Origin of the sequence: Nostoc mirabile CHAB5784 (assembly GCF_020829645.1) — a bacterium.
GTDB lineage: Bacteria > Cyanobacteriota > Cyanobacteriia > Cyanobacteriales > Nostocaceae > Nostoc > Nostoc mirabile.
The window spans coordinates 1-23,885 of sequence record NZ_JAIVFS010000052.1 but is presented as its reverse complement, the minus strand read 5'-3'; the positions used below and the strand labels follow the sequence as shown (position 1 = coordinate 23,885).

Sequence of the window (23,885 nt, the reverse complement as noted above, 5' to 3'; positions counted from 1 at the left end):
TTTCACTATAAAGGTAGCACTCTATGATCAGTCGAGATAAAGCCCCAACGGCTCAAGAAACTTTTATGCAGATGGCGCAAGCAGCTGGCCTCAGAGGTAGGCTGCTTGTCACCGTCGGTATTTTAATTTTGGTTCGCCTGGGTATCTTCTTACCCGTACCAGGAATTGATAGACCTAGATTTGCCGAAGCCATATCGGGCAATAATTCCATATTTGGCTTATTGGATATATTTTCCGGGCGAGGACTTTCGACTTTAGGAGTCTTTGCTTTAGGGATTTTGCCTTTCATTAATGCGTCTATTATCATCCAATTGCTCACCGCAGCAATTCCATCTTTAGAAAATTTACAGAAAAATGAAGGCGAAGCAGGTCGGCGAAAAATATCGCAAATTACCCGCTATGTAACTGTAGTTTGGGCAATTCTACAAAGTACAGCTTTTTCGGCATTATTCCTCCAGCAATTTGCCTTAAAGCCAGGGCCTATCTTTGTAGCTGAAACTGCGATCGCTCTGACTGCTGGTTCGATGTTCGTAATGTGGGCATCAGAACTTATTACAGAACGTGGCATTGGTAACGGAGCATCATTGTTGATTTTTGTCAATATTGTCGCGTCATTACCAAAAGCTTTAGGCGATACCATCGACTTGGTGCAAGTCGGTGGTCGGGAAACAGTGGGTCGCGTGATCGTGCTGATCTTAGTTTTCCTGGCGACAATTGTTGGTATTGTAATTGTGCAAGAAGGAATGCGCCGCATCCCAATTATTTCGGCTCGTCGCCAAGTAGGTCGGCGAGTGTTGGCAGAACAGCGTAGCTATCTGCCCCTGCGGTTAAATCAAGGCGGCGTGATGCCAATTATTTTTGCTGCTGCCATCCTCAGTTTGCCACTGCTGATAGCCAACTTTACTAAAAATGCCGATTTGGCGAATATAGTTAACACTTATCTGAGTCCAGGCGGTTCTAGCTCCTGGGTCTATGCCTTGGTCTACATGATTTCCATCGTTTTCTTCAGCTACTTCTATTCTTCGTTGATTCTCAACCCAGTAGATGTGGCGCAAAACTTGAAGAAAATGGGTTCTAGTATTCCTGGAATTCGTCCCGGCAAGGCTACTAGCGAGTATATCGAACGCGTGTCCAACCGACTCACTTTTTTGGGTGCGATCTTTTTGGGCTTGGTTGCGATTATCCCTACCGCCGTGGAAAGCGCTTTGAATGTGAAAACTTTCCAAGGAATAGGTGCTACCTCTTTATTAATTTTAGTGGGTGTGGCAATTGAGACAGCCAAACAAGTCCAAACCTATGTCATCTCTCAGCGCTATGAAGGAATGGTGAAATAATAGTGACGCGATTAATCTTCTTGGGGCCACCTGGAGCGGGTAAAGGAACACAAGCTCAAACTTTGGCTGAACACTTGAATATTCCCCATATTTCTACTGGTGAAATCTTAAGACAAGCCATGAAAGAGCAAACTCATTTGGGAATCAAGGCTCAAGCTTATGTTGATAGCGGCGAGTTAGTACCCGATCAGCTAGTGCAAGACTTGGTACAGGAGCGCCTCAGTCAACCAGATGCCAAAAATGGTTGGATTCTTGATGGTTTTCCCCGCAAAGTGACCCAAGCAGGTTTTCTGGAGAAGTTACTGCAAGAAATACATCAGAGTGGCGAAAGGGTAGTCAATCTAGATGCACCAGATGAAGTTGTAATCGCACGTTTGCTAGCTAGAGGACGAAAAGATGATACCGAAGAGGTGATTCGTCGTCGTTTAGAAGTGTACCGCGCTGAAACTGCACCTTTAATTGATTATTACGGCGATCGCAAAAAACTCCTAACAGTCAATGGCAATCAGTCCCAAGAAGATGTCACTAGTGAACTGCAAAAGGTAATTGCTTCCTGAAAGGGGAGTAGGGAATAGGGAATTCAGCAGTACAGACGCCATTAATCGCGTCTCTCCCCACTCCCTATATCAAGAAAAAGATCAATTTTAGCTAAGATATATTAATAAACTGTTGATATATTTCTTAAAGTGTGTTCTCTTGCAGATAAAGTGCTGCAACTGAACACGAAATTGTTGAGTTGAGGAAAAAACAAATTGTCTAAGCAAGATTTGATTGAAATGGAAGGCACGGTTACAGAGTCCCTGCCCAATGCGATGTTTCGCGTTGACTTGGACAATGGCTTTAACGTGCTAGCTCACATTTCCGGCAAGATTCGCCGAAATTATATCAAGATTTTGCCCGGCGATCGCGTCAAGGTAGAGCTAACTCCTTACGACTTGAGCAAAGGCAGAATTACCTATCGACTAAGAAAGAAGTAAGTATATGTAGAGAATTTTACCATAAAACCATTTTTTTGGCTGTTTGCGAGTCATTTAACTGGATTAATTTCCCTAGAAATGCTATAATTTTATATTTGGAGTCAAAAAATAAAAGGCATGAAAGTTAGAGCCTCAGTCAAGAAAATTTGTGAAAAGTGCAACGTGATCAAACGTCGTGGTCGCGTCATGGTGATCTGCGTGAACCCCAAGCACAAGCAACGTCAAGGATAACACTCTTACCAACAGAGTGAGTTGTAACACGCATATCATCATTAAAACGAAAAGACGCGATTAATCACGTTTTTCCAACCAACAGTAATTGTGAGAACAATAGGGAGAGTTCATTGTGGCACGTATTGCCGGAGTAGACCTTCCACGCGATAAGCGCGTCGAGATCGGTCTAACTTACATCTATGGAATTGGTTTATCACGTTCTCAAGAAATTATAGCGGCTACTGGTGTGAACCCAGACACTCGCGTTAAGGACTTAAGTGATGCCGATGTAACAGCCCTACGGGGGGAAATAGAAACCAACTATCAAGTTGAAGGCGACTTGCGGCGCTTGGAGTCTTTGAACATCAAGCGCTTAGTTGACATTGGTACCTACAGAGGTCGTCGTCATCGCATGGGCTTACCAGTCAGAGGCCAAAGAACTCGCACCAATGCCAGAACCCGTCGAGGCAGAAGGCAGACAGTGGCTGGGAAGAAGAAGGCTCCAGGGAAATAATTTTGCAACGCTTGCTAATCCGAGCAAGTTTTACCTTAAATCAACTAAACAAGTATGGCGAGACAACCAACTAAAAAAACCGGGAGCAAGAAGCAGAAACGGAATGTACCCAGTGGGATGGCCTACATCCAGTCTACTTTCAACAATAGCATTGTCACCATTACCGATCAAAATGGAGATGTCATCTCCTGGGCTAGTGCTGGTTCTAGCGGTTTTAAGGGAGCAAAAAAGGGAACTCCCTTTGCAGCGCAAACTGCTGCTGAAAGTGCAGCCCGTAGAGCCATCGATCAAGGAATGCGCCAAATTGAGGTAATGGTTAGTGGGCCAGGAGCAGGTAGAGAAACCGCTATCCGGGCACTTCAAGGAGCAGGACTGGAAATTACACTCATTCGGGATATTACCCCCATTCCCCACAATGGTTGCCGTCCACCCAAGCGCCGTCGAGTTTAAACACCAAGACTTGGGCATTTAGGACGAAAAGCTACAATCAAAGTAACTAAAATTACTTAGAATAAGCAGTTGAGCGTCTAACGTGGAAATTGTCATTGTGTGAAAGCTTGGGCGACCAAAAGTTCGTCAGATTTCGCAGAGGGAAAGCTGTTAAACTTCGGGAACCCAAAATATTATTAGCGCCTGAAAGCTAAATAGGAGTATCAAACTATACCGTAATCTTATACTAATAGTTTGATATACCTAATAATCTACAGGACATAAATTCAATTCGGGAGGCAATTGATTTGTCTGCTAGCAGCACCTTAGAAAAAGGGAGGCTCATCCGTGGCGCAGTTTCAGATTGAATGTGTAGAGTCTAATACTGAAGAAAGTCGGAACCATTACAGTAAATTTGTTCTGGAACCTCTAGATCGTGGTCAAGGAACAACGGTTGGCAACGCACTGCGGCGAGTTTTACTCTCCAACCTAGAAGGTACAGCAGTTACAGCAGTGCGGATTGCAGGCGTTTCACACGAGTTTGCTACAGTTCCGGGCGTGCGGGAAGATGTGCTGGAAATCCTCATGAGAATGAAGGAAGTTATCCTAAAAAACTATTCCTCGCAGCCCCAAATTGGTAGATTACTTGTTAGCGGGCCAGCAACAATCACTGCGGCGCATTTTGATTTGCCTAGTGAAGTAGAAGTCATCGATCCGACCCAGTATGTAGCCACCATCGCTGAGGGTGGAAAGCTGGAAATGGAATTTCGGATTGAGAAAGGTAAAGGCTATCGCACCGTAGAGCGAGGACGTGAGGAAGCCACATCGTTGGATTTTCTGCAAATCGACTCAATATTTATGCCGGTGCGAAAAGTCAACTATAGTGTTGAAGAATCTCGTGGGGAAGGCTTGATTCCAAAAGACCGACTGCTGTTGGAAGTTTGGACAAATGGCAGTATTTCCCCCCAAGAAGCACTATCTTCGGCCGCTGGGATCTTGGTAGATTTATTCAACCCGTTGAAAGACATCTCCCTAGAACCAACAGACACAGGTTCGGAGATTCCAGACGATCCAACTGCCCAGATACCCATCGAAGAGTTGCAACTTTCTGTGCGGGCATATAACTGTCTCAAACGGGCACAAGTTAACTCTGTGGCAGATTTGTTGGATTATACCCAAGAAGACCTCTTAGAAATTAAGAACTTTGGTCAGAAGTCAGCAGAAGAGGTCGTGGAAGCTTTGCAGCGACGCTTGGGCATCACCCTGCCAATGGAAAGAGGCTCTAAACACCCTTAAGAAAAACCGTTCATAACTCATAGTGCATAATTATGCGTCACCGTTGTCGCGTCAAAAAACTCAGTAAACCAGCCGATCAACGCCGTGCTTTACTGCGATCGCTCGCTACCGAGCTGATCCGTCATGGTAAGATCACCACCACTTTAATTAGAGCGAAAGTTCTGCGAAGTGAAGTGGAAAAAATGATTACCCTAGCTAAAAATGGCTCCTTGGCAGCACGCCGGGAAGCTCTTGGCTATATCTTCGACAAACAACTGGTTCACGCTCTATTTGAGCAAGCTCCAACTCGATATGGCGATCGCCAGGGCGGTTATACCCGCATCCTGCGTACCGTACCGCGTCGGGGTGATAATGCAAAAATGGCAATAATTGAATTGGTTTAAGTCATTGGTCATTGGTCATTAGTCATTGGTCATTGGTCATTAGTGAATAACAAAGGGCAAGTGACAAAGGACAAATGACAAAGGACAAAATCTGTATGTTAGAAAGCCACCAACCTACACAAACTCATCGAGTAGCCTTGGTAATCCAATACCTGGGCACTCATTTTCATGGCTGGCAACGGCAAAAAAAACAACGGACTGTCCAAGAAGAGATAGAAAGAGCGATCGCTAGTATTCTTGGCTACCATGTAACATTACACGGTGCCGGACGAACCGATTCTGGAGTTCACGCTGCTGCTCAAGTAGCCCATTTTGAAGCAACAGGTTTAATTCCGCCTCACAAGTGGGCAACAATCCTAAATAGCTATCTGCCGCCAGATATATTAATCAGGGCTTCAGCTAGTGTAGATAACCGTTGGCACGCTCGCTTTAGTGCAGCCTATCGACGGTATCGCTACACAATATACACTGAAGATCGACAAAACTTGTTTGTAAGACCCTTCAGTTGGCATTATTATTATGCACCCCTGGATGAATCATTAATCCAAGCTGCCCTGAAACCTCTCTTGGGAAAGCATCACTTAGCTGCTTTTCATCGTGCAGGCTCAAAGCGATCGCATTCCTGGGTAGAGGTGCAAGCAGCAGAGTGTCGTCGCAGCGGGCCATTTATCCATATTGAAATACAGGCAGATGGATTTTTGTATGGCATGGTACGGCTGTTGGTAGGGATGCTGGTACAAATAGGTTCTGGACAACGGACACTTTCTAGCTTCACCGAACTCTGGAAAGAACAACGCCGGGAAGAAGTGAAACACGCCGCACCGCCCCAAGGCTTGTGCTTGTTGCGAGTCGGCTATCCAGATTTTCCCTTTCCAAAAGAGATTTGGTACGACACCTTGCCAAAGTTCGTCACTAGTCAAGAATCATTAGTCATTGGTCATTAGTCATTGGTCAGTAGAGACGCGATTAATCGCGTCTGTACAATGGTCATTAGTGAATAACGCTGGTGCAACTTTACTCTTAAACCTAACCCCCAACCCTTTCCCTACTAGCATTGGGGAGCAAGAATCAAAGCCTCTCTCCGACACGGAGAGAGGAATGGAAGTGAGGTTTCAAAAACAAGTTGTATATCGCGTTGAATAACAAAGGACAACTGACAAAGGACAAAGGACAAATAACAAATGACAAAAGACAATTGACTAATGACAAATTAAAAATGACAAAGGACAAATGACAAATGACAACGAGTAAAACATACCTTCCTTCTCAAGCGTCCCTTGAGCGTGAGTGGTACATAGTAGATGCCACAGATAAACGCCTCGGTCGCCTCGCCAGTGAAATCGCCCAGGTATTGAGAGGCAAAAAGAAACCCGAATATACACCCCACCTAGATACAGGTGACTTCGTAATCGTCATTAATGCCGAGAAAGTAGCAGTCACAGGCAAAAAGCGCACTCAAAAGCTTTACCGTCGCCATTCTGGTCGTCCCGGTGGCATGAAAACGGAAACTTTCGCTAAACTGCAACAGCGCATACCAGAGCGGATTTTAGAACAAGCTGTTAAAGGTATGCTACCTAAAAATAGCCTGGGTAAGCAGTTGTTCACCAAGCTGAAAGTTTACGCTGGGCCTACGCATCCCCATGATGCTCAAAAACCTAAAGAACTAAAAGTTAGTACAATTCCTGGAGAAGAAAATTAATGGTAGTAGCAGACGCCAATAGCGGTCGCGCCGTATACTGGGGGACTGGTCGTCGTAAGAACGCAGTAGCAAGGGTACGCTTGGTTCCAGGCACCGGTCAACTGATTGTGAACGGTAAAGATGGAACCTTGTATTTCCAATTCAACCCCAACTACCTGGGAGTGATCAAAGCACCCCTGGAAACTCTGGGACTAGAAAACGAATATGACATTTTGGTGAAAGCAGAAGGCGGCGGCTTGACCGGACAGGCTGATTCTGTCCGTTTGGGAGTTGCTCGTGCTTTGTGCCAACTAGACCCAGACAACCGCCCACCTTTGAAAACCGAAGGTTATTTGACTCGCGATCCGAGAGCAAAAGAGCGGAAGAAATATGGTTTACATAAAGCTAGGAAAGCACCTCAGTACTCTAAGCGTTAGGATATTGGGCATTGGTGAAGAAGGTGATAGGTTACAGGGGACAGGTGATAGTTTTCTGTTACCTGTAACCTGTTCCCTTCTCCTTTCTTCTAGCTCCAATTGAAACCTGAAAGTTATAATTGATATAGATTCATCACAAAAAGAACAATGGCTAAAGCTGATATTCACCCCAAGTGGTATCCAGATGCTAAAGTTTACTGCAACGGTCAAGTTGTTATGACCATTGGCTCTACCAAGCCAGAATTGCACGTAGATGTTTGGTCTGGAAATCACCCATTTTACACCGGCACTCAGAAGATTATTGACACTGAGGGTCGAGTAGAGCGCTTCCTCCGCAAGTACGGCATGAGCAGCACTCAAACATCTGGCGACGATCAAAACAAAAAGTAGCGGGTTGGCTCTGCTGTTAACGACGGCCCTGCATCAGCTGGGTCGATTTTCATTTATATGCTCGAGCCAATTTGTTATTTTTTTAAGGAGCGATCGCACTCGTCATGGCTGAATCATACTTACTGGACAAACTAAAATCTGTTGAACAAACTTTTAATGAATTAACACGTCGTCTTGGCGACCCCGATACCGCTAGCAATCCTGATGAGTATCAAGAAATTGCTAAGTCTCGTTCTTCTTTGGAAGAGGTAGTTAATACTTATGAAATTTGGAAAACAGCCCAAGAAGACTTGATCGGAGCGCGTCAGGTTTACAAAGAATCTGCAAGTGACCCAGAGTTGCAAGAAATGGCAGCACTGGAAGTAAAAGAACTTGAAGAAAAAATAGAACATTTAGAGTCTCGCTTGAAAGTCTTATTGCTACCACGCGACCCCAATGATGAAAAGAATATCATGTTGGAAATTCGCGCTGGTACTGGTGGCGATGAAGCAAGTATTTGGGCTGGCGATTTGATGCAGATGTACACCCGCTATGCCCAGACTCAAGGTTGGAAAGTTTCTCTAGTGAGCGAATCTCGTGGAGAAATGGGTGGCTGGAAAGAGGTCATTCTCGAAATTAAAGGTAATGATGTTTACAGCCAGTTAAAGTTTGAAGCTGGAGTGCATCGTGTGCAGCGCGTGCCGGCAACTGAATCTGGGGGACGGGTTCATACTTCCACAGCTACCGTAGCAATTATGCCAGAGGTGGATGATGTGGAAATTCACATTGACCCGAAAGATATTGAAATGACTACAGCTCGTTCTGGTGGTGCTGGTGGACAAAACGTCAACAAGGTGGAAACAGCCGTTGACTTGATGCACAAACCAACGGGAATACGCATTTTCTGTACAGAAGAACGCAGCCAGTTGCAAAACAAAGAACGGGCGATGCAAATTCTGCGGGCGAAGTTGTATGAAATCAAGTTAAGCGAACAACAAGAGGCTGTAACTTCCATGCGGCGATCGCAGGTTGGTACAGGATCGCGATCGGAAAAAATTCGCACCTATAATTATAAAGATAACCGCGCTACTGACCACCGCTTAGGTCAGAATTATTCTCTTAACCCTGTTCTGGAGGGTGATTTAGAGACGCTTATCCAATCTTGCATATCTCTAGACCAGCAAGAACGTCTCGCGGAGTTAGCGACTTCTGCCGCCAACTAATTTTTGCTGTTAAAGATCCTGTAAAACCACTTGTTGTGCAGTTGCTTTTAACACACATAAGTGGTTTTCTAATATTTCGTGAAGTGCATCTTCTATTTCACTGGGATAATGGTAATAGGCAAATTCGTACTTCATAACGTAATTTAGCTTCGCCCATTCCTTCAGGGTTTGGCAGGTATAAATTAACTTTTCTGCTTCTTCTTGCCAACGCGCAAAAATCCGGTAGCTAAAAAAGCTGCTGCATACGTTACCTTTTGCATCCCAGTAGGAAATACATATCTGATGCTTCAGACGGTGGATTTTCTTGATCTGCTTCACGTCGTAGCCTTTAGCTTTCAGGGCTTCTTTCGCTTCAGCCTCCGAAATATGCCACTGTTCTGGTTTAATTTTATTAGTGGCTATAAGGTTTTTACCTTTGCGGCGATATTGATTAAGTTTGCGTGGCTTGTGAAACATGATGCACCGTCTTCGTATATTGATTGGCAGTAATACCCTTACTAGCTTCCTTGCTTTAGCAAACGAAGTCTTTTAAGCTAAAAATTACTGGGTTAGCAGTTCCTGCTTTATTACAGTTACATATTAAATATATGACTAACAGGGGTAGTTAGTCTATATTCACAAAGTAGAACGTTAGATAAATTCATACAAACTAATAAACGTATAAGTAAACTTGTAAATACAGTTGAGTAACTACCAAGCCGTGAATACAGAAGGTAGAGAGAAACTGGTAGAAATCGTCAAAACAACTCGTGGCTCCATGAGTCAGAGAGCCTTTGGTAAGCTTTTGGGAGTTTCTACTACCGCTGTTCAGTCGTGGGAAAGAGGTGACAGCGTTCCAGATACTGAAAACTTGGCAAAAATTGCAGCAAGAGCCGGTTACACCTTAGAGCAGTTACTCGGCTACTTAAATGGCAAGCCACTACCAGAAAACTCAGATTTGAGCCTGATTCTTAGACAAATCAAGTATATGCCTCTGAGTCAAGTGGCTCAGATTGTTCAAGCTGCGGCAGATAGATTGGCTGCTGTGGCTGAAGCATCCGGGGATGAAGCTAAAGCAAGTTGAATATTTGTTCAGGATTGAATTTAAATTATCAAACTAGCTCGTGGTCGTTGCTGGCAAGATTTAACTCTATGGACAAACCTTTTTTGTATGACCAAGACTTCTATGGCTGGACACAGCAGCAGGCTAAAGCGTTAGAGCAGAGGCTAGTTATGGAACTAGACTGGCAACACCTGCAAGAGGAAATTCAAGCTTTGGGCAGACAGGAGTATCGGCAACTCGTGAGTTGTCTGAGTGTATTACTCGGTCATCTCTTGAAGTGGGAGTATCAACCCGAACAACGCTCTCGCAGTTGGTTTTTAACAATTCGAGAACAGCGCCGCGCCATCCATAGGCATCTGCGGCAGAACCCTAGCTTAAAGTCTCGAATAGAAGAAGCCTTGTTAGATGGCTTTGAAGCGGGAGTCGATTTAGCGCTACGAGAAACTAACTTACCATTAAGAACTTTTCCAGAGCATTGCCCCTATTTATTTGATGATGCGATCGCAGACAATTTTATGTGCGATACTCGTCAAGACTGGGAAGGATAATTCCTGCCATTTTTCTTATGCTCATTTTTTATTTAGAGACACGTTATATTTGTCAATAAATAATAGAAACTAGTTTTTCAAAATCTTGGAAATCACAGCTTTGCTGTTTTTGAACATCTTGAACATATATATTGTAGTACAGCTTGTTTTCTTGAAATTTGAAGAAAGATCCTACTATGGGTAACTGCTCACCTTTAAGTCTGAAAACTATTCTGTTAAGTTTATATTTTCCATATTGATTAACAAGATAAATAAAGCTATCAAAACTTCCATTTACAGCTTTTTCAAATTCTAGTAAATTTTTATCTAATTTATTAGAACTTTGCAAGATTAAAGGTAGTATATCTTCAAGACTATTGAGATTATTACTCGTAAACACTGCGTCTTTTTTTATATAAGCAATAATTTTATGATAATTATATAAAATACCAATTTCTGAACAAGATTTTTTTAGGTATCTTTCAATCTGCTTCTCATGATTACGCAAATTTTCTTCTTCTCGCTTCACTTCCACAATCATTATAGGAGGAGAATATGGTTTAAAATATTCATTTTTTACAGTTTTATATAATTCTATATCATGATAATCACATTCCACTTTTATATCAATTTTGCTTGGAAATAATCCACTTTCATTTACCAAAAAGTAGATAAACAATTGTCTAACTTTTTCCTCTGGCCGTCCATCTAAAACAATTTCCCTGCCTTTAATCAAACACTTTGTATATTCTGCATAGTTTCTTTTATATATATTTAGTTTTCTAGATATTTCTTCACTTAAGCTAGTCATAGATAGTTAGGTTGATTTATAAACTGGTTCTAGGGACGCAATATTATTGCATCCCTTATTATTTTCCATACAATTTAAAATTGCTATTTGTCTATTTTTCTCCGAAAAAGCTTAAGATTTTAGTAACTAATTCTGCCCAATACTGTCCTGCTTTAATCTCTAAAAATATATTTAAGCTTTGCTCAGTTTCAAGTTCGTGCTTCAATGTCCTACATACGTTCTTTGTATAGTTTTCACCTGGAAGCTGTACCCTACCCTTTTCCTTAATTAGAGCCGTCCAAAATTCAGAATCTTCGTTTTGAGGTGATAGTTTTTTTATAGCTTCATATTGAATTTCTACACCTACTTCACTTATAAAATTGTCATAAAATGAATTAAATTGTATGACTAATTCAGGGATAAGTGTTTTTAAAGATTCATTTGCAGATGTAAGCTCATTAAGGATATTTTCTAATTCCTGCTTTGCTTGTTTGGTAAACTTCTTCAACATTTCATCTTCATTTATTCCCTCAGCAATAACCCTAATATCGTAATATATGTCTATATTCCTTGGCTCATAATAACCGAAGTTTCTATGTATAGCATGTTTAGTATTCCATGCACGATAAACAGTACGATAATATTCAATATATTTATCAATAAAATCTTTATAAACAAAACTAGGTACTCTTTTATTTAAATAGCGTAAATCTTTTATCTTATGAATGGCATTTTCAATTGCTTTGATTTCTGATACTGTCAAAGCATCACCATTTTTTATTCTCGTAAAGCTTTCTTGGATATTTTTGATTTCGTCCAATAAAATATTTCGTCTACGTTGTACGACTTCGGCTATGGCTTCGAGAAATTCATTTTTATCTGCCTGTACATCTTCTTGGCTATATATATCATCACCGTAGTACCTAAAAGCATCATAGAACAAAATGTTTTCCTGGAAAAAATCTAAATTCAAATTCTTGAATGTAGCTTGAACTTCTTCTTTTCTGATTTGAATTCCTGTATCCCAATCTCCATCACATCCATTCACTTGTTCAGGTTGATTTTTGTGAGGCAATACCAAAGTTACAAATCTATGATGAAAATCTTTGGATTTAGAGGTAAGATGATAACCTATTAAATTCCTAATATTAGCTTCAGGAGCATCATTAAAGGGAGTGACAAAGAGACAGATAGTATCCTGATTTTCAATATATTTCTGCAAGTCTTTACGAATTGGATTTTCATCAAGTCCTTTAGTATCCACAATTGAATCGAACTGAGACAAGTTTGAGCCAGATAAAACATCATAGCTCACATAAAGATATATTTTTCTAGGAATAGCAAACTCCTCAAGCTCAACATTATTTATGGCAGCAAAGGTATTTTTTATCCATTCTTGCTCATTTTTTTGGTTATCAAATTCAATTTTATTCGTAGTTCTAGATTCCAGATTTGCATTATTCAAAGCAAGTTTTTTAAATTCATCGAATCCGAATAAATCAAGGTTTTCCTTAGCTGTGTCAATTCTTTTAGCTCTATTTCTAACACCATCATAATTTGTTTTGTTGTGATAATTCATTTTTATGATATTTCTAATAGCCCTTCCAATTTCTGTAGAAATAATTATTTTTTGATCTGCTTGAATATCGTCTTTATCTGCAATATAGTCGCAGAATTCAAAAATAAGATTTTCCATCTCATCAACTGTATAAGGCTCTATTTCTATATAACTTTTTTCCGCAGCTTTGATAATTACTTCACATATAGTAGTTTTACCTGATCCCGTTGATAGTAACTCCTTGGTAGTTTTGGAAACATGGAAGTCGCTTATCAAGTTAAAAAGATGGCAAATAGCTGTAGTCTTTCCTTGCCCAACAGTACCTATAAAAGCAATTTTATATTTTTCTATACTAAGAATTTTCTCTATTTCATCTAATCGCTCTAACTTGGATTTCAGGTTATTAATGCAAATATGATTAGGTATATTAATTTCAGAATTACCTGAGATTGTTTTAATTTCCTTCGTCAAATCTTGTTTCAAGGATGCAATCTCTTCTTGCCACGTTATCGTCAACATACTGTTTACCCTGTTTCGATGCTACTCACTTGATATTTACAGTATGCCCATTATGGTTGAATATCTAACAAAAGCCTCATAACACCACCAACTGCGCCTATGGGAAGCCTTTAGCCACTTGGTGATGAGCAGGGCGATCGCTAATTTTGGTTGAGTTCGAGGTTCTGGTAGAAATGCATAACGGCTACACAAACTAAGTCCGTCTGCGTGGACTCCAGCAAGTTGAAACCCACGGAGGTGGGTTTTGTCTATATAGCTGCGATTTTTAATCGCCAGTGATAGGGTATTTTACTGGCAGTTAAGGAATAAATGGTTTTAAAATGGTGCAATCTTAAAATATTTAGGGGTGCGGCTATGTCTCTACGCAACGAACCGTTAGATTGGCATTTTGAATCAAATGAGCCTTATATACCAATTTACCATAAAGGTGATTTGGTAGGTTTTTTTAAACCAGAATATGCTAGCGAAATTATTAAGTTTCTAAATGAAGAAGAAGTTTTAAAAAAAGCACTAAAAATGGCTTGTACTGATTTAATTAAAAAACTGGGAGGCGATACGAGAAAAGTCTATTATTTAATGGAAAAATATGTAAAAACTAGTGAACGTCCGAAGCATGGAACAAGAGCGATCGCAGTTTTACTTCATGATAGACAAAAAGAGCTTGACTTGAGTAACCAGGAGTTTACTAAATTCTGCGACACCTTTAAATTATCCCCCACTGAGTTGAATAATATTTATGGAGGCGAAGCATTTGATGATAGTTTATTAGCGCCACTATCACGTATATTAGGGATGGCAAAAGAGCAATTGCTGAAAGTGCGAGATGGTTCTGAAGAATCAAGCAACACATAAACAGTAAATCAAAATCTTCAAATGATATAAAATTGTGAAAACAGACATCATCTTTTATCGGCTGTTTCAAGAATTTCCTGATATCTTCTTTGAACTTATTGGTAATCCGCCAGAAAAAGCTAGCCTTTATCAATTTTCATCAGTTGAAATCAAACAAACAGCCTTCAGAATAGATGGTGTATTTCTACCGACACAAGGAAGCGAGAATCCGATTTACTTTGTTGAAGTGCAATTTCAAGCTGATGGGGAAATTTATTCACGGCTAATTGCAGAAATATGTTTATACCTCCGTCATAATCAACCATTAAATGACTGGAGTGCTGTGGTTTTATACCCAAACAGGAATGTAGATACAGGCAATATCAAACATTACCGTGAGTTTTTCACAAGTGGGCGCGTCAGGCGCATTTATTTGGATGAATTAAGTGAAGCTGCATCGCTTCCAATTGGCATTGCAACTGCTAAATTAGTAATTGCAACCGACGACATAGCGATCGCTAAAGCAAGGGAGTTGATAGACAGAACCAAGTCAGAGATAAACTCACCACCAAAACAGCAACAATTATTACAATTTATAGAGACTATTTTGGCTTATAAGTTTCCGACACTGAGTAGGGAGGAGATGGAAGAAATGTTTAGCTTAAGTGAGTTAAAGCAAACCAGATTTTATCAGGAAGCCTTTCAGGAAGGCATTGAACAAGGCATTAAACAAGGCATTGAACAAGGCATTGAACAAGGTGAGCTTAAAGGTAAACTAAAAGCAGTACCAGGAATGTTGGCAGCAGGGTTGACTGTAGAACAAGTAGCACAGGCGTTAGATTTAAGTGTCGAAGAAGTCAGACAAGCCGCGCACTAGGATTCTTCTGATCAAGGAGTAGAGGAATTGGTGGACTACAACATAGGAACTATGAGTTTCAAAGATACAAAAGTTTATCAAGAAGCATTTGAAGAAGGGCGTTTGGAAGGTTTACTGCAATCAGTACCTCGTCTATTAGATTTAGGGTTAACTATTGAGCAAGTTGCAGAGGGGTTAGATTTAACCATAAACCAAGTTCAAAACGCAAAACTTTATCATGATGCCATGCAAAAAGGGGAGCGTAGAGCCAAATTAAAATTAATACCCACCTTATTGAAATTGGGGGTGACTGTGGAACAAGTAGCAGAGGCATTTAGTTTCAGTGTCGAAGAAGTTAGACAATTAGCACAAAGTCAGCCTTGAGATAGATGTGGTAAATTTTATTCGTGGCTCAAGCCAAATTTGGTTTGCGGCTCCCCAGACTTGATCACGACGAATTTATAGTTAATTTTTGTTAATATTAGAGGCGGTGTTAGTACTTCGTCCTCAACCACCCACTCCCTACCTGAGAGAAACTTAATGCTGCGACTAGAACATATAAGTAAAATTTATCCCACAGGCGAAGTTCTCAAAGATATCAACTGGGAAGTTAAACCAGGCGATCGCATCGGCTTAGTCGGTGTCAACGGTGCTGGAAAATCTACCCAACTCAAAATCATCTCTGGAGAAATTGAACCCACCGCAGGCGAAATTATCCGTCCTAATAGCTTACATATAGCCTACCTCAACCAAGAGTTTGAAGTAGACCCCACCCGCACCGTTAGAGAAGAATTTTGGACTGTCTTCAAAGAAGCCAACGAAGTACAGTTATCTCTGGCGCATGTGCCACAAGAGATGGAAACGGCTAGCCCAGAGGAACTGGATCGACTGATCGACAAGTTGGATCGCTTGCAGCGCAAATTTGAAGCCTTGGATGGCTATAACTTAGATGCACGCATCGGGAAAATTTTACCAGAGATGGGGTTTGGGCTAGAAGATGGCGATCGCCTTGTCAGCGCTTTCAGTGGTGGTTGGCAAATGCGGATGAGTTTGGGTAAAATCCTCCTGCAAAAACCCGACTTGTTGCTGCTGGATGAACCGACTAACCACCTAGATTTAGAAACCATTGAGTGGTTAGAAAATTACCTCCGAGGGCTGATTACGCCAATGGTAATAGTCTCCCATGACCGGGAGTTCCTTGACCGCCTCTGCACCCAAATTGTGGAAACTGAACGTGGCGTTTCCAGTACCTACCTTGGTAACTACTCGGCATATTTGTCACAAAAAGCCGAAAGTCAATCAGCACAGCTTAGTGCTTACGAACGTCAGCAGAAAGAATTAGAGAAACAGCAAACCTTTGTTGATAGATTTCGCGCCAGTGCTACCCGCAGTACCCAGGCAAAAAGCCGGGAAAAGCAACTCGACAAAATTGAACGCATTGAAGCACCCATTGCTGGGGTAAGAACTCTACACTTCCGTTTTCCCCCTGCACCCCGCAGTGGACGCGAAGTAGTGGACATTAAAGATTTAACTCATCTTTATGGTGATAAAATCCTGTTTTTGGCAGCAAATCTCCTCATTGAAAGAGGCGATCGCATTGCTTTTCTTGGCCCCAACGGTGCTGGAAAATCTACCCTTCTGCGTGTAATTATGGGTATGGAACCACCCACAGAAGGTAGCGTTAAATTAGGGGATCATAACGTTATTCCCGGTTACTTTGAGCAAAATCAAGCTGAAGCTTTGGATTTGAAGAAAACTGTCATGGAAACTATCCATGATGAAGTTCCCGACTGGGATAATCAAGAAGTTCGCACGCTTTTGGGACGTTTCTTATTTACTGGTGATACTGTATTTAAGGCAGTTGGGGCATTAAGTGGAGGAGAAAAAGCTCGTCTGGCGTTGGCAAAAATGCTCTTACGTCCCGCGAACTTACTAATTTTAGATGAGCCGACAAACCACCTAGATATTCCAGCGAAAGAAATGCTGGAAGAAGCGCTTAAAAACTATGATGGTACGGCAATTGTAGTTTCCCATGACCGCTACTTTATTTCTCAAGTAGCTAACAAAATCGTCGAAATTCGTGATGGGGAATTCCGGGTTTACTTAGGAGATTATCATTACTATCTCCAGAAAATTGCCGAAGAAAAAGAACAAGCAAAGTTAGCTGCGATCGCTGCTGAAAAAGCGGCTAAAAAAGCTGCAAAAGCTTCCAGTAAAAAGAAATAAAAGATTGAATACGGACTTAGTAGTAGTGCTAAAATGCTACTACTAAGTAATCACTTGTTATTAGCGATCACCGACATTACATAAAAATTGCTAAAGTTTGAAAAATCATTCAAAAAACTGTAAGTCTTTCATAAAATAAATTAATAAGCAAAAATTCACTTGCGGCGTGGATTAGCAGTGGTATCATTCGGGTATTACAAAAAGTAAAGGGCAATTTTACTATGACCAAAGCACCTGTTGCTCCTGTGGTGCTAGTCATTTTAGACGGATGGGGCTACTGCGAGGAAAAGCGAGGAAACGCTATTGTTGCTGCTAAAACTCCCATTGTGGAAAGTTTATGGGCAGCTTACCCGCATACCCTCATCCGCACATCAGGAAAAGCCGTAGGGTTGCCAGAAGGTCAAATGGGCAACTCGGAAGTAGGTCATTTGAACATTGGTGCTGGGCGAGTTGTACCGCAAGAACTGGTACGCATCTCTGATGCGGTCGAAGACGGTTCTATTGCCTTAAACCCAGCACTGGTCAAAATCTGCCAGGAAGTTCGTTCTCGGAATAGCAAGCTGCATCTAGTAGGCCTTTGTTCTGAGGGAGGGGTACATTCGCATATTACCCATCTATTCGGACTACTTGACTTAGCTAAAAACCAGCGAATTCCAGAAGTTTGTATTCACGCCATCACCGATGGTCGTGACACCGCCCCAACTGACGGTGTAAGAGCAATCACACTGCTGCAAAATTATATAGACCGCACAGGAATTGGGCGCATAGTCACCCTCAGCGGTCGCTACTACGCGATGGATCGCGATCACCGCTGGGATCGGGTCAAACGCGCCTACGACGTGATGACCCAAGATGGTACAGGTGATAATCGCACGGGTGTGGAAATCTTGCAAGCATCTTACGCCGAAGGGGTAAAAGATGAATTTATCAACCCCATCCGAATTGCACCCGGCGCAATAGAACCAGGGGATGGGGTGATATTTTTTAACTTCCGCCCCGATCGCTCCAGACAACTGACTCAAGCTTTAGTCAGTCCCACATTTAACGGTTTTGAAAGACAGCAAATCACACCTCTGTCTTTTGTCACGTTTACACAGTATGATTCAGACTTACCCGTGGCTGTAGCCTTTGAGCCGCAGAATCTCAGTAATATTCTGGGAGAAGTAATAGCCAATCATGGTCTGAATCAGTTCCGCACCGCCGAAACAGAAAAATATGCCCACGTCACCTATTTCTTTAATGGGGGTCTAGAGGAACCTTTTGCTGGAGAAGATCGGGAATTAGTAAGCAGCCCAATGGTAGCTACTTACGATCACGCCCCAGCGATGTCAGCAGCAGCAGTTACAGATGTAGCGATCGCTGCGATTCAAAAGGGTATATATTCCCTAGTTGTAATTAACTATGCCAACCCAGACATGGTAGGGCATACTGGTCAAATCGAAGCTACTATTACAGCAATTGAAACAGTTGATCGCTGCTTGGGACGCTTGTTAGAGAGCGTTATCAAAGCTGGCGGTACAACAATTATTACTGCCGACCACGGTAACGCTGAGTATATGCTAGATGAAGGGGGTAATCCCTGGACAGCTCATACCACTAACCCAGTCCCCTTCATCTTGGTAGAAGGAGAGAGAGTTAAAATCCCTGGATATGGTACAAATGTCGAACTGCGAAGCGATGGCAAGCTATCCGACATCGCCCCCACGATTCTAGAGATTTTACAGCTGCCTCAGCCACCAGAAATGACCGGGCGATCGCTGCTGAAAACAGCAGAATATGAGTTGCAACGCACTCGCACTCCCGTACAAGTGGGACTGTAAAACAGTTAATAGTGAGGAGTTAAGAGTTAATAGTGAAGAGTGATGAATTAAAACTTTCCTAACTCCTAACTCCTAACTCCTAACTCCTAACTCCCAACCCTGACTCCCTGTTTGAAACTTTTTATAAATGAGATTCCTACCATGACAGTTACTAATATCGTGCAAGGCATTTGGGCCTTTTCCGCCACTGGTTTAATTATCTTAGTTTTACTGCATAGTCCCAAAGGTGATGGCATTGGAGCCATTGGCGGACAAGCCCAGCTATTTAGCAGCACCAAAAGTGCAGAAAACACCTTAAACCGAATTACTTGGGCATTGACAGTAATTTTTCTCGGTTTAACAGTAGTTTTAAGTGCTGGTTGGCTACCTAAATAAGGATAGGTAAATGGGGAGAAGAACCCAACACCCGATACTTAACACCCTAATAAATTTAATTTCACGACGGTTAATTACAGCTCTTGCCTTCTTTCTTGGCACAGGGCTGTTAATCATTTTTACTAATCTCCAGTCGAGTGATGGGTTTACAATAATACCAAAATCTGTATATTCAGACTTAATAATCTCTCTCCCTGCATCATCTCCCGCAAAACTCCATCCCTTACCGCCCACACTCGCACAGTGGCAAGATAGCACTAACAGTGGTGACTACTTTTCCCAAGTCACAACAACCCAAGTAGGTTATTTAGTCTGGTCGCAATTTCCTATTCGAGTTTACGTAGAACCACCAATATCAATCAGTGAAAAACAAGCTCAAGCATGGGTTAACGCTGTATTGCACGGTGTACAGGAGTGGAGTAATTATTTACCTTTGACAATAGTCGAACAGCCAGAAGTTGCTGATATTACGATTGTAAGAAAAGCGCCACCTCTACAAATTTCCCCTGGTAGTAATATAACCCGTGCGCGATCGGCACAAACTACTTACGAGTTATACACCAGCAACAAAGTTTTATCCCACCGCTTCACCATCTTGTTAAGCCCCAGTCAAACAGGTGAGTATCTCATTGCAGCGGCCCGCCACGAATTTGGCCATGCACTGGGAATTTGGGGTCATAGTCCGCTACAAACTGATGCGCTATATTTTTCCCAAGTTCGTAACCCGTCGCCTATTTCTCCTAGAGATGTAAATACTCTAAAGCGTGTTTATGAACAGCCAACCAGTTTAGGATGGTCTTTAGTGGATAATTCAAAAATTAATTGATCGATAGGTAGACCATAAGCTCGTCACTACGGAAAAAATGCTACTAATAGCGAAATAATGACAAATCCGTACCAACTTGTAATTGATAACTAATGTACTGCTTACTGGTTTACGATCTAACCGTGGTGCATCTTACAAACTGTTAACAATTCTGAATGATAGACGTTGGCAGTTAAATATCTCTACCACCTTAGTCTTCGAGTATGAAGAAATTCTCAAACGAGAAAAAGAGTAGCTTGGATTGAGCGATGAAGATATTGACAACGTTATTGAAGCTATTTGTAGAATCGCTAATAGATGTAGCATTTTCTATTTATGGCGGCCAGTAGCAGGCGATCCTGATGATGATTTTCTCATCGATTTAGCTGTTGAATGCCAAGCCGACTTTATCATCACTTAAGCTGTTACGCTAATAAGATTGCACATCAACTGGTGAAGTTGTCCAAAGTCAATTGTCCTTTGTCCTTAGTAAACACAAATGACTAATGACCCTTACGGGTGACGCTCGTGCCTCGCTAGCGCTGCGAAGACAGCCAGTCGCTGATGGGGGAAACCCCCAAGACCGCGCTGGCTCACTAATGACTAATGACGGTCTACACGGAGTTTGTGCAATATGTAGGCGCGTTAGCTTACAATCAAAAAGATTTACAAGCAGCCCAAAAATTCCGACTGAGGGTAGTTTCACCCAAAGAATTCTTGCAAATAGTAGGAGAAATCCCATGACTAACTTAAATGTACAGCTACCCGAATCTTTATATAAACAAATTGAAGCTTTAGCAGCCAGAGAAAATATTTCTATTGAACAACTTGCAACTATTGCCTTATCTGCACAAGTTTCTGCATGGATGACCAAAGACTATTTGGAAGAAAAAGTCAAAAGCGGTAGTTGGGAAAAATTTCAGCAAGTTTTGAATAAAGTGCCTAACGTAGAACCAGAAGAATATGATAAATTGTAGTGACTTAATTTTATGATATTGCTGAGTTAAAATATGAATATGTCTCGTGCAAAGAATCAGAGATTAAGGCAACCAATTTTTATGCAAAATTTGCTCTAAGGTATAAGGACATAATTCAGGTAAATTGGTTAGCTTTGTTTTAGCCTTAACATAATCTAAGGCATTGCTATAAATTCTGCTGAAATTATCCTCTAAATGTTTGCGTATATTGGCGCTTAAATCTTCATTTATTTGATTACGAAAACTAATAATTTCTGCTGCCCAATGATTAGCATTTCTTGGCTTTTCTAAATCCCAATATTGATAAAGTAATAAATGTCTAATAATTTGTTCCAACAAACTTCTTATTCGCCTTTTTTCATTTTTAGCCAAATCTTCCAGTTCTTCTATTAAATTTTCATAGTCAACTTCTGCTAGTTGCCTAGCTCTGAGACATTTAATAGTCTCCTCTAACCATTGCAGGTAATTGGATTCATATAATGTTTTTAAGTCAATAATTGCAGTCATTTGTTGATTTTGTAACTTGAATTTTTGTTAGATTATATTTGATGTTAACGAATATATTAATTTTTTTCATTGGCATTTGAGCAATAATAATATACCCCGTGAGCGTTCCGCAGAAACTCGCTACGAGTTATACATCAGCAGTAATATTTTATTCTACCGCTTCACCATTGACTCAAAGACATTCTAACCTGTCTTGACGTGGTGTCCCAATATTACCCATCTCCTCTACCGTCCATCGCCAATCAACACAAAAGGCGACCAGAAGTAAGGATGGCTATCAATCTGACTGAATTTCGCCTGACGCAATGCTTCATCCTTGCTCATGCCGTTCTTAATATTCTGGTAAAATTGCTCCATGATTGCCTTCGTAGCGTCGTCACCTACACTCCAAAGACTAGCAATTACAGCTTTACTACCAGCACGTTCAAATAGGTAAGCAAGTCCAGAAATTTCTTCACCATTGGACTCGGTTTGTAAACCTGTTTGACAAGCGCTGAGTGTAATTAATTCAACATCTTGCAGTCCCAACAAAGCAGCATCTCTAATGTTGAACCTTTGGTCAGCAAACACCAAGACGTTCTCCTCTAATCCCAACTTAGGACAGCCACCTTTTTGGAAACAGCCATGCGTTGCTAGGTGAATGTAGGAAAAGCGCGGAGATTGGATTTTGAATTTATCGAGTGTGGCTTCACTGTTAATAAACTGTTGCTGACGGCACGGTGTAGGAGCAAAGCCTGTTTGTAATACGAGAGTGCCTTGTGCTGGTCTCCCAAATCGGAGCAGGCTTTACCAATGTTCATGAGGACAGTAGCTTCTCCTTTTCTGTCGGGAACGGCACGGAATAAAGGCAGCGCTTGGTTATAGTACGAGAGCGCCTTCTGCTTGTCTTCCAATAAATCAGAGTAGACTAAACCGATGTTGTTGAGGATAGTAGCTTCTACTTTTCTGTCAGGAATGGCACGGAATAAGGGCAGAGCCTGGTTGTAATATGAGAGTGCCTTCTGCGGCTCTCCCAGATCGTTGTAGACTGAACCGATGGTGTTAAGTGTGGTGGCTTCCCCATGCCTGTCGGGGATAGCACGGTATAGGGGCAGAGCCTGGTTGTAGTATTCCAGTGCCTTTTGCTTTTCTCCAAAATCGTTGTAGAAATGACCAATACCAAAGAGTGCAGTAACTTCTCCTTTCCTATCACCTGCTGCCCGGTATAGGGATAGTGCTTCTTCCCATTTCTTAATTGCCTGTCGCAATGAATCTGCTGTTCCTTGCCGATAAAGTTCCAATCCCTCCCGCAAGGCGCGATTTGCATCTTGATTTGTTGCTGACGGTTGTGCAATTTTTAGTGGATAATCTTCAGAAAAAGCGCAAGTAAGGTTAACAGCTGTCCCCACCACTGAGAACAATAAAATACTACTAATATTTAGAGCTATGTAACGATACTTTGCTAGTATAAAAAGCCACTTTTTCTGTTGATTTCCCTTTTGCTTTGTCATAACCACGTTTTTAGCCTTTCCATAGTATTTGTTACCTTTGGAACGCCGTAGCTTTTAGGTAGATTCCACCTACATAATCCAAGCTAAAGGTCAGTAGGCGTTACCTTAATCGTCATCTTGCCAGCAGGTTCAAACACAATCTCATCTGCTATGTATAAACTCTTCACAGCCACCGACCGAATTTGACGTAGTTGTCTCTATTCAATTACCGTTGCCAAGTCTACCGAAGCTTGCCCTTGCGTTGGGTTAAGCAATTGAAATGCCTGGAGTGGAATACCTGACCAAATGCTTTGCTTTGCCTTAGCGTTATTCTCTCCCCGAATAATTAGCTCACCTGTGCTGGTATAAACCAAAGCTTGTTTATCTTTACTGAAAGTTATTTGCTGTATCTGAGCAACTGGAAGTGAGCTAGAATCATTTCCACGGGAAACTTGAATTTTTTGCCCTTTCGAGTCAAATGCCGCGACTCTAATTCCCGTGATAGAACTACCGTCTCTAAGCTTGATATCCGCAATAGTTGGTAATGCCAAAGGTATCGGTTTGTTATTTACTGTCTTTTGTACTTGAGCTATTTGGATAACACTAGCGCTCTTTTATTACTCTCATGAGAGTATAATTAATTACTAACAGTTTAACTTAGCAAGGGTATTTAATTGGGTTCAAGAACGGCTACCTCCACGATCACCGTGGTAGATCAGTACTGCGATGC

General features: G+C 41.6%; 32 protein-coding genes. 25 read left to right on the top strand and 7 right to left on the bottom strand.

The window, feature by feature from the left end; genetic code table 11:
- Nucleotides 1-23: 23 nt before the first annotated feature.
- From secY to prfA, 13 genes are all read left to right on the top strand, one after another.
- A complete protein-coding gene (gene secY / locus LC653_RS26710) occupies nt 24-1,334 on the top strand; it encodes a preprotein translocase subunit SecY (protein WP_229497710.1) in 1,311 nt (436 codons plus the stop codon).
- A 2-nt stretch (nt 1,335-1,336) separates the two neighbouring features.
- Entirely contained in the window at nt 1,337-1,891 is a 555-nt protein-coding gene (locus tag LC653_RS26705; RefSeq protein ID WP_229497709.1) for an adenylate kinase, read from the top strand.
- 195 nt (nt 1,892-2,086) lie between these two features.
- Nucleotides 2,087-2,311: a translation initiation factor IF-1 gene (gene infA / locus LC653_RS26700; RefSeq protein WP_006196724.1), complete on the top strand. Its 225-nt coding sequence runs from the start codon at nt 2,087-2,089 to the stop codon at nt 2,309-2,311.
- A gap of 117 nt (nt 2,312-2,428) precedes the next feature.
- Nucleotides 2,429-2,542: a 50S ribosomal protein L36 gene (rpmJ, locus tag LC653_RS26695; RefSeq protein ID WP_015129703.1), complete on the top strand. Its 114-nt coding sequence runs from the start codon at nt 2,429-2,431 to the stop codon at nt 2,540-2,542.
- Between the two features lie 115 nt (nt 2,543-2,657).
- A complete protein-coding gene (gene rpsM, locus LC653_RS26690) occupies nt 2,658-3,038 on the top strand; it encodes a 30S ribosomal protein S13 (protein ID WP_104906411.1) in 381 nt (126 codons plus the stop codon).
- Between the two features lie 54 nt (nt 3,039-3,092).
- Nucleotides 3,093-3,488 carry a 30S ribosomal protein S11 gene (rpsK, locus tag LC653_RS26685; protein ID WP_069070761.1) on the top strand — a complete coding sequence of 132 codons (396 nt, stop codon included), beginning with the start codon at nt 3,093-3,095 and terminating at the stop codon, nt 3,486-3,488.
- A gap of 327 nt (nt 3,489-3,815) precedes the next feature.
- A complete protein-coding gene (locus LC653_RS26680; protein WP_229483380.1) occupies nt 3,816-4,763 on the top strand; it encodes a DNA-directed RNA polymerase subunit alpha in 948 nt (315 codons plus the stop codon).
- A 32-nt stretch (nt 4,764-4,795) separates the two neighbouring features.
- Nucleotides 4,796-5,146: a 50S ribosomal protein L17 gene (gene rplQ / locus LC653_RS26675; protein ID WP_069070759.1), complete on the top strand. Its 351-nt coding sequence runs from the start codon at nt 4,796-4,798 to the stop codon at nt 5,144-5,146.
- Nucleotides 5,147-5,241: 95 nt separating this feature from the next.
- Nucleotides 5,242-6,090, top strand: coding sequence for a tRNA pseudouridine(38-40) synthase TruA (truA, locus tag LC653_RS26670; RefSeq protein WP_229497739.1), 849 nt, complete (start codon nt 5,242-5,244; stop codon nt 6,088-6,090).
- Nucleotides 6,091-6,383: 293 nt separating this feature from the next.
- Entirely contained in the window at nt 6,384-6,845 is a 462-nt protein-coding gene (gene rplM, locus LC653_RS26665; protein WP_229497708.1) for a 50S ribosomal protein L13, read from the top strand.
- Nucleotides 6,845-7,261 carry a 30S ribosomal protein S9 gene (gene rpsI / locus LC653_RS26660; RefSeq protein ID WP_104906415.1) on the top strand — a complete coding sequence of 139 codons (417 nt, stop codon included), beginning with the start codon at nt 6,845-6,847 and terminating at the stop codon, nt 7,259-7,261. Before rplM ends, rpsI begins: the two co-directional genes overlap by 1 nt.
- A gap of 147 nt (nt 7,262-7,408) precedes the next feature.
- Entirely contained in the window at nt 7,409-7,651 is a 243-nt protein-coding gene (rpmE, locus tag LC653_RS26655; RefSeq protein ID WP_109011936.1) for a 50S ribosomal protein L31, read from the top strand.
- Between the two features lie 104 nt (nt 7,652-7,755).
- Complete coding sequence (gene prfA, locus LC653_RS26650) at nt 7,756-8,853, top strand: peptide chain release factor 1 (RefSeq protein ID WP_229497707.1); 1,098 nt, start codon at nt 7,756-7,758, stop codon at nt 8,851-8,853.
- Nucleotides 8,854-8,862: 9 nt separating this feature from the next.
- Here the strand turns inward: prfA and LC653_RS26645 are convergent, their stop codons facing one another.
- Nucleotides 8,863-9,309 (bottom strand): hypothetical protein, encoded by a 447-nt coding sequence (locus LC653_RS26645; RefSeq protein WP_229497706.1) that lies wholly within the window; start codon nt 9,307-9,309, stop codon nt 8,863-8,865.
- Between the two features lie 244 nt (nt 9,310-9,553).
- Between LC653_RS26645 and LC653_RS26640 the strand changes: the two genes are divergently transcribed.
- Nucleotides 9,554-9,916, top strand: coding sequence for a helix-turn-helix domain-containing protein (locus LC653_RS26640; protein ID WP_229497738.1), 363 nt, complete (start codon nt 9,554-9,556; stop codon nt 9,914-9,916).
- 68 nt (nt 9,917-9,984) lie between these two features.
- Nucleotides 9,985-10,443 carry a DUF29 domain-containing protein gene (locus LC653_RS26635; protein WP_229497705.1) on the top strand — a complete coding sequence of 153 codons (459 nt, stop codon included), beginning with the start codon at nt 9,985-9,987 and terminating at the stop codon, nt 10,441-10,443.
- Nucleotides 10,444-10,495: 52 nt separating this feature from the next.
- Here the strand turns inward: LC653_RS26635 and LC653_RS26630 are convergent, their stop codons facing one another.
- Nucleotides 10,496-11,233, bottom strand: coding sequence for a type I restriction enzyme HsdR N-terminal domain-containing protein (locus LC653_RS26630; RefSeq protein ID WP_229497704.1), 738 nt, complete (start codon nt 11,231-11,233; stop codon nt 10,496-10,498).
- Nucleotides 11,234-11,324: 91 nt separating this feature from the next.
- Nucleotides 11,325-13,289, bottom strand: a complete 1,965-nt coding sequence (locus LC653_RS26625) for a hypothetical protein (protein ID WP_229497703.1) — start codon at nt 13,287-13,289, stop codon at nt 11,325-11,327.
- 309 nt (nt 13,290-13,598) lie between these two features.
- Between LC653_RS26625 and LC653_RS26620 the strand changes: the two genes are divergently transcribed.
- From LC653_RS26620 to LC653_RS26580, 10 genes are all read left to right on the top strand, one after another.
- Nucleotides 13,599-14,141 carry a hypothetical protein gene (locus LC653_RS26620; RefSeq protein ID WP_308189145.1) on the top strand — a complete coding sequence of 181 codons (543 nt, stop codon included), beginning with the start codon at nt 13,599-13,601 and terminating at the stop codon, nt 14,139-14,141.
- Nucleotides 14,142-14,175: 34 nt separating this feature from the next.
- The gene (locus tag LC653_RS26615) at nt 14,176-14,997 is read left to right on the top strand and encodes an Rpn family recombination-promoting nuclease/putative transposase (RefSeq protein WP_229497702.1); all 822 of its coding nucleotides are present in this window, start codon (nt 14,176-14,178) and stop codon (nt 14,995-14,997) included.
- 51 nt (nt 14,998-15,048) lie between these two features.
- Complete coding sequence (locus LC653_RS26610; RefSeq protein WP_229497701.1) at nt 15,049-15,360, top strand: hypothetical protein; 312 nt, start codon at nt 15,049-15,051, stop codon at nt 15,358-15,360.
- 156 nt (nt 15,361-15,516) lie between these two features.
- A complete protein-coding gene (locus tag LC653_RS26605) occupies nt 15,517-17,202 on the top strand; it encodes an ABC-F family ATP-binding cassette domain-containing protein (RefSeq protein ID WP_229497700.1) in 1,686 nt (561 codons plus the stop codon).
- Between the two features lie 221 nt (nt 17,203-17,423).
- A complete protein-coding gene (gpmI, locus tag LC653_RS26600; protein ID WP_229497699.1) occupies nt 17,424-19,022 on the top strand; it encodes a 2,3-bisphosphoglycerate-independent phosphoglycerate mutase in 1,599 nt (532 codons plus the stop codon).
- Nucleotides 19,023-19,163: 141 nt separating this feature from the next.
- Entirely contained in the window at nt 19,164-19,397 is a 234-nt protein-coding gene (gene secG / locus LC653_RS26595) for a preprotein translocase subunit SecG (protein ID WP_094328436.1), read from the top strand.
- A gap of 10 nt (nt 19,398-19,407) precedes the next feature.
- The gene (locus tag LC653_RS26590; protein ID WP_229497698.1) at nt 19,408-20,223 is read left to right on the top strand and encodes a peptidase; all 816 of its coding nucleotides are present in this window, start codon (nt 19,408-19,410) and stop codon (nt 20,221-20,223) included.
- A gap of 82 nt (nt 20,224-20,305) precedes the next feature.
- Entirely contained in the window at nt 20,306-20,458 is a 153-nt protein-coding gene (locus LC653_RS47495; protein ID WP_372478225.1) for a PIN domain-containing protein, read from the top strand.
- Between the two features lie 6 nt (nt 20,459-20,464).
- Nucleotides 20,465-20,623, top strand: coding sequence for a hypothetical protein (locus LC653_RS26585; RefSeq protein WP_229497697.1), 159 nt, complete (start codon nt 20,465-20,467; stop codon nt 20,621-20,623).
- Between the two features lie 319 nt (nt 20,624-20,942).
- Nucleotides 20,943-21,179, top strand: coding sequence for a hypothetical protein (locus tag LC653_RS26580; RefSeq protein ID WP_229497696.1), 237 nt, complete (start codon nt 20,943-20,945; stop codon nt 21,177-21,179).
- Between the two features lie 63 nt (nt 21,180-21,242).
- On the opposite strand, the gene LC653_RS26575 is transcribed toward LC653_RS26580, so the two are convergent.
- From LC653_RS26575 to LC653_RS26560, 4 genes are all read right to left on the bottom strand, one after another.
- On the bottom strand, nt 21,243-21,686 hold the full coding sequence (locus tag LC653_RS26575; RefSeq protein ID WP_229497695.1) for a DUF29 domain-containing protein: 444 nt from the start codon (nt 21,684-21,686) through the stop codon (nt 21,243-21,245).
- A 225-nt stretch (nt 21,687-21,911) separates the two neighbouring features.
- Entirely contained in the window at nt 21,912-22,352 is a 441-nt protein-coding gene (locus tag LC653_RS26570; protein WP_229497736.1) for a CHAT domain-containing protein, read from the bottom strand.
- Nucleotides 22,319-23,176 carry a tetratricopeptide repeat protein gene (locus tag LC653_RS26565; protein WP_229497694.1) on the bottom strand — a complete coding sequence of 286 codons (858 nt, stop codon included), beginning with the start codon at nt 23,174-23,176 and terminating at the stop codon, nt 22,319-22,321. Before LC653_RS26565 ends, LC653_RS26570 begins: the two co-directional genes overlap by 34 nt.
- A gap of 197 nt (nt 23,177-23,373) precedes the next feature.
- Nucleotides 23,374-23,706 carry a hypothetical protein gene (locus LC653_RS26560; protein WP_229497693.1) on the bottom strand — a complete coding sequence of 111 codons (333 nt, stop codon included), beginning with the start codon at nt 23,704-23,706 and terminating at the stop codon, nt 23,374-23,376.
- Nucleotides 23,707-23,885 lie beyond the last annotated feature (179 nt).

Excerpts from the sequence above, each read along its gene's own strand:
- LC653_RS26565 (WP_229497694.1), bottom strand. The coding sequence starts at position 23,176 with ATGACAAAGCAAAAGGGAAATCAACAGAAAAAGTGGCTTTTTATACTA.
- secG (WP_094328436.1), top strand. The coding sequence starts at position 19,164 with ATGACAGTTACTAATATCGTGCAAGGCATTTGGGCCTTTTCCGCCACT.
- rplQ (WP_069070759.1), top strand. The coding sequence starts at position 4,796 with ATGCGTCACCGTTGTCGCGTCAAAAAACTCAGTAAACCAGCCGATCAA.
- truA (WP_229497739.1), top strand. The coding sequence starts at position 5,242 with ATGTTAGAAAGCCACCAACCTACACAAACTCATCGAGTAGCCTTGGTA.
- LC653_RS26575 (WP_229497695.1), bottom strand. The coding sequence starts at position 21,686 with ATGACTGCAATTATTGACTTAAAAACATTATATGAATCCAATTACCTG.
- prfA (WP_229497707.1), top strand. The coding sequence starts at position 7,756 with ATGGCTGAATCATACTTACTGGACAAACTAAAATCTGTTGAACAAACT.
- rpmJ (WP_015129703.1), top strand. The coding sequence starts at position 2,429 with ATGAAAGTTAGAGCCTCAGTCAAGAAAATTTGTGAAAAGTGCAACGTG.
- LC653_RS26630 (WP_229497704.1), bottom strand. The coding sequence starts at position 11,233 with ATGACTAGCTTAAGTGAAGAAATATCTAGAAAACTAAATATATATAAA.
- LC653_RS26590 (WP_229497698.1), top strand. The coding sequence starts at position 19,408 with ATGGGGAGAAGAACCCAACACCCGATACTTAACACCCTAATAAATTTA.
- LC653_RS26605 (WP_229497700.1), top strand. The coding sequence starts at position 15,517 with ATGCTGCGACTAGAACATATAAGTAAAATTTATCCCACAGGCGAAGTT.
- rplM (WP_229497708.1), top strand. The coding sequence starts at position 6,384 with ATGACAACGAGTAAAACATACCTTCCTTCTCAAGCGTCCCTTGAGCGT.
- rpsI (WP_104906415.1), top strand. The coding sequence starts at position 6,845 with ATGGTAGTAGCAGACGCCAATAGCGGTCGCGCCGTATACTGGGGGACT.
- gpmI (WP_229497699.1), top strand. The coding sequence starts at position 17,424 with ATGACCAAAGCACCTGTTGCTCCTGTGGTGCTAGTCATTTTAGACGGA.
- secY (WP_229497710.1), top strand. The coding sequence starts at position 24 with ATGATCAGTCGAGATAAAGCCCCAACGGCTCAAGAAACTTTTATGCAG.
- LC653_RS26580 (WP_229497696.1), top strand. The coding sequence starts at position 20,943 with ATGACTAACTTAAATGTACAGCTACCCGAATCTTTATATAAACAAATT.
- LC653_RS26645 (WP_229497706.1), bottom strand. The coding sequence starts at position 9,309 with ATGTTTCACAAGCCACGCAAACTTAATCAATATCGCCGCAAAGGTAAA.
- LC653_RS26635 (WP_229497705.1), top strand. The coding sequence starts at position 9,985 with ATGGACAAACCTTTTTTGTATGACCAAGACTTCTATGGCTGGACACAG.
- rpsK (WP_069070761.1), top strand. The coding sequence starts at position 3,093 with ATGGCGAGACAACCAACTAAAAAAACCGGGAGCAAGAAGCAGAAACGG.
- LC653_RS26625 (WP_229497703.1), bottom strand. The coding sequence starts at position 13,289 with ATGTTGACGATAACGTGGCAAGAAGAGATTGCATCCTTGAAACAAGAT.
- LC653_RS26620 (WP_308189145.1), top strand. The coding sequence starts at position 13,599 with ATGGTTTTAAAATGGTGCAATCTTAAAATATTTAGGGGTGCGGCTATG.
- LC653_RS26610 (WP_229497701.1), top strand. The coding sequence starts at position 15,049 with ATGAGTTTCAAAGATACAAAAGTTTATCAAGAAGCATTTGAAGAAGGG.
- rpmE (WP_109011936.1), top strand. The coding sequence starts at position 7,409 with ATGGCTAAAGCTGATATTCACCCCAAGTGGTATCCAGATGCTAAAGTT.